A 3,576-nucleotide genomic window follows, 5' to 3' on the forward strand; every position below is an offset into this window, starting at 1 on the left:
GTTCCAGCGCCTGCATGCCGATGGCGTGCCTTCGCTCTCGGTCATCCGCAATGATGCGCCCCGGCTCATCGGTTCGAACGCGCTGTTCGGCAGCTTCGACAATCTCGTCGCCCATATCGCGGCGGCGTGATCCCATCCTCCAGACCCCAACAAGAATAAGGAAACAGACATGGCAAAAGTCGCTCTCATTGGTGCATCGGGCGCCGTCGGTTCACGCCTTCTCAGGGAACTCTCCGATCGCGGCCACACCGTCACCGGCATTGCGCGCAACCCGGAAAAGATCGCCGCGCTTCCGGGCGTGACGGCGAGGAAGGGCGATGTCTTCGACAGACAAGGTCTCGCCGACCTGATCCGCGGCCATGACGCGGTGATCAGCTCCGTGCATTTCCTGGACAGCGATGCCGATACGCTGATCGAGGCGGTGCGCGCCTCCGGCGTGAAGCGCTATCTGATCGTCGGCGGCGCCGGCAGTCTCGAAGTCGCACCGGGCAAGCGGTTGGTCGACACGCCTCAATTTCCTGATATCTACAAGGCCGAAGCGCAGAAGGGCGCCGACTTCCTGGACAGATTGAAGACGGTCGACGACCTCGATTGGACGTTCCTGTCGCCATCCGCCATGTTCGTGCCTGGCGAGCGCACCGGCAAATTCCGCCTCGGCAAGGATACACTTCTCGCCTCCGATAAGGGCAGCAGCATTTCCTTCGAGGACTATGCGATCGTCATGGTTGACGAGATCGAGAAGCCGGCCCACATCAGGCAGCGCTTCACCGTCGGCTATTGAGCGAACGGCTGGCGGCGGCCGGGTCTCAATCGAGGCCGGCCGACGCCAGCCGCATCAGAGTCCGGTTCAATCTCGGTGCTGCCGCCACCAGCGCCTTGCCGATGGCCGATTGCGGTGCGTCGATGACGGTTTGGGCATCGCCACTTTCGGCAATCCGCCCGGCATCGAGAAGGATGACGCGGTGGGCGACCGACCTGATGACGCCGAGATCATGTGAAATGAAGAGATAGGCGATCTTTTCCTGGCGTTGCAGGTCGAGCAAAAGCTCGAGGATCTCTCCGCGCACGGAGACGTCGAGCGCCGACACCGCCTCGTCGAGCACGATCAGCGACGGCTTTGTGGCGATGGCGCGCGCAATGGCGACGCGCTGCCGCTGGCCGCCGGAGATTTCGTGGATGGCGCGTGGGGCGAGATCAGCCGTCAGCCCGACGCGCTCCAGCAAGGCGGCGATGCGGCGCGGCCGCTCGGCGGGGGAGGCGATGCCATGGATGCGCAAGGGATCGTCGAGCACACGCGCCACCGTGGCGCGCGGGTTGAAGGCGGCCAATGGATCCTGGAACACCATTTGCAGGCGTGCGCGGCGTGCACGCAGCTTGGCGCCGCTCAAGGCCAGGAAATCACTGCCCTCGAAGTCGATGCGCCCGGCGTCCGGCTCGATCAATCGCAGCACCAACCGCGCGATCGTCGACTTGCCGCTGCCGGAAGGTCCCGCCAACGCCAGCGTCTCACCGGGGTCGATGTGAAAGGAGACATCGTCGACGGCAGCGATAGTCTTGTCGCCGCGACGGTAGCGCTTGGTCAGGTTGGACACCGCCAGCAGGCTCATGCGTGGAGCCCGGCTCGGTCCAGCAACGGCCTGGTGTCGAGGCCTATATGGGCGTCGAGCAATGCACGCGTATAGGGCTGGGCCGGGGCGCCGACAATCTGCGCCGTCATGCCAAGCTCGACCAACTGGCCATGACGGAAAACGGCGATGCGGTCGGCAAGATCGGCCGCCAGCGCGATGTCATGGCTGATGAACAGCAGCGTCATGCCGTCCTCGGTCACCAGGCGTCGGATCAAGGCGACGATCTCGGCCTGTACGATGGTATCGAGCGCGCTGGTCGCTTCGTCGGCGATCAGCAATTTCGGACCGGCCGCAATGGCTGCGGCGATCGCCACACGCTGCTTCTGGCCGCCGGAAAGCTGATGCGGGAAGGCGCGCAAGGCTGAGTCCGGGTCCGGCAGGCGGACGCGCTCCAGCAGGCTTTTGGCCTTGGCATAGGACTGGGACCAGGTGAGGCCGAGATGCGTGCGCGCTACTTCGGCGATTTGCTTGCCGATGGTCATGACAGGATCGAGGCTGGCGGAGGGGTCCTGGAAGACGAAGCCGATGTCGCGGCCGAGGCGGGGGATGTAGCTCTGTTTGAGGGAAGACTTTCGGACTTTGCGCCTTACGAGGCCCCCCTCTGTCCTGCCGGACATCTCCCCCTCAAGAGGGGAGATTACGCCCTTGTCTCCACTTTCGCCCATCGCCAGAGATGCAGAAAGAGGGCCTGCGGGGGAACTGCCAATCTCCCCCCTTGAGGGGGAGATGTCCGGCAGGACAGAGGGGGGCGCCTTGGCGCCCAACGGCGGATGTAAGAACCAATCGATCCGCCCATCAACCTTGGCGGACGCAGGCAACAGCCCGGCAATCGCCAGTGCCAGCGTGCTTTTGCCTGAACCGCTTTCGCCGATGATGGCGAGGCGTTCGCCATTGGCAATATCGAGGCCTACACTCCTCAGCGCTGCCACCTCATTGCCGTCACGCCGGTAGGTCACCGTCAGGTCGCGGATCGAAGCGAGCGTGGTCACGACAGGTCTCTCCTGACCGCTGTCGTCTCGACAATGCCTTCGCCGGCGAGATAGACGCCGAGCACGGTCAGCACCAGCGCTATGCCCGGGACAATCGACAGGAAGGGCGCGGTACGCAGGACAGCGCGGCCTTCGGCGATCATTCCGCCCCAGGTGACCCGGTTGGGGTCGCCCAGGCCGAGGAACGACAACGCCGCTTCGGTGAGGATCGCGGCGGCGACGATCACCGACGACATCGCCAGCACCGGCGGCAGGGCATTGGGCAGCACCTCGCGAAAGGCGATCGCCAGCGGGTGCATGCCGATGACCCTGGCCCCGGCGACATAATCGCGTTCGCGAATGGAGAGGACTTCCGCGCGGGCGACCCGGGCTGGTCCGGTCCAGGTGCCGAGCGCGATGGCAATCACGACGACGCCGAGCGACGGTCCGACGACGCTGACGAAGGCCAGTGCCAGCAGGAAGCTCGGCACGGTCTGGAAGGCGTCGGTGATGCGCATCAGCACCTCGTCGACGAGGCCGCCGGCAAAGCCGGCCAACGTGCCGACCACGGCGCCGACGACAAGTGCGGCGGCCGCGGCCGCGAGCCCGACAGCCAGCGATGTGCGGGCGCCATGAAAAAGCTCGGCCAGCACGTCGCGGCCAAGCCGGTCGGTGCCGAGCGGCAGCGACCAGTCCTGGAACGGCGGCAGCAGCGCCGGGCCGGCGATGGCCTGCGGGTCGCCGGGGAACAGCAGCGGCGCCGACAGCGCCATAGCGATCAGCGCCGCCAGGAGCATGGCGCCGGCGACCGCCTCGGGCGTGCGCAGAAAGCGGCGGAGCGGGCTCATGCGCCGGCCTCGCTGGCGCCTACGCGCGGATCGAGGAAGGCGTAGGCGATGTCGACGAGCAAATTGATGACAAGGACCAGGACTGCGCTGGTGAGGATAATGCCGAGCAGAAGCGGCGTGTCGCGGGAGGCG

General features: G+C 65.9%; 4 protein-coding genes and 1 pseudogene. 1 reads left to right on the plus strand and 4 read right to left on the minus strand.

The window, feature by feature from the left end:
- Positions 1-169 precede the first annotated feature (169 nt).
- Positions 170-781 (plus strand): NAD(P)-dependent oxidoreductase, encoded by a 612-nt coding sequence (locus EN939_RS25315; protein WP_127270535.1) that lies wholly within the window; start codon positions 170-172, stop codon positions 779-781.
- A gap of 25 nt (positions 782-806) precedes the next feature.
- Here EN939_RS25315 and EN939_RS25320 read toward each other — a convergent pair whose 3' ends face one another.
- From EN939_RS25320 to EN939_RS39295, 4 genes and pseudogenes are all read right to left on the minus strand, one after another.
- Positions 807-1,607 (minus strand): ATP-binding cassette domain-containing protein, encoded by an 801-nt coding sequence (locus EN939_RS25320; protein ID WP_127270537.1) that lies wholly within the window; start codon positions 1,605-1,607, stop codon positions 807-809.
- A complete protein-coding gene (locus EN939_RS25325) occupies positions 1,604-2,617 on the minus strand; it encodes an ABC transporter ATP-binding protein (protein WP_236383551.1) in 1,014 nt (337 codons plus the stop codon). The genes EN939_RS25320 and EN939_RS25325 overlap by 4 nt, the downstream gene beginning before the upstream one ends.
- A complete protein-coding gene (locus tag EN939_RS25330; RefSeq protein WP_127270539.1) occupies positions 2,614-3,444 on the minus strand; it encodes an ABC transporter permease in 831 nt (276 codons plus the stop codon). Before EN939_RS25330 ends, EN939_RS25325 begins: the two co-directional genes overlap by 4 nt.
- Positions 3,441-3,576, minus strand: a pseudogene (locus EN939_RS39295) (ABC transporter permease); the annotation flags it as partial. The pseudogene EN939_RS39295 and the gene EN939_RS25330, both read right to left, overlap by 4 nt.

Source organism: Mesorhizobium sp. M7A.F.Ca.CA.002.05.1.1 (assembly GCF_003998335.1).
GTDB lineage: Bacteria > Pseudomonadota > Alphaproteobacteria > Rhizobiales > Rhizobiaceae > Mesorhizobium.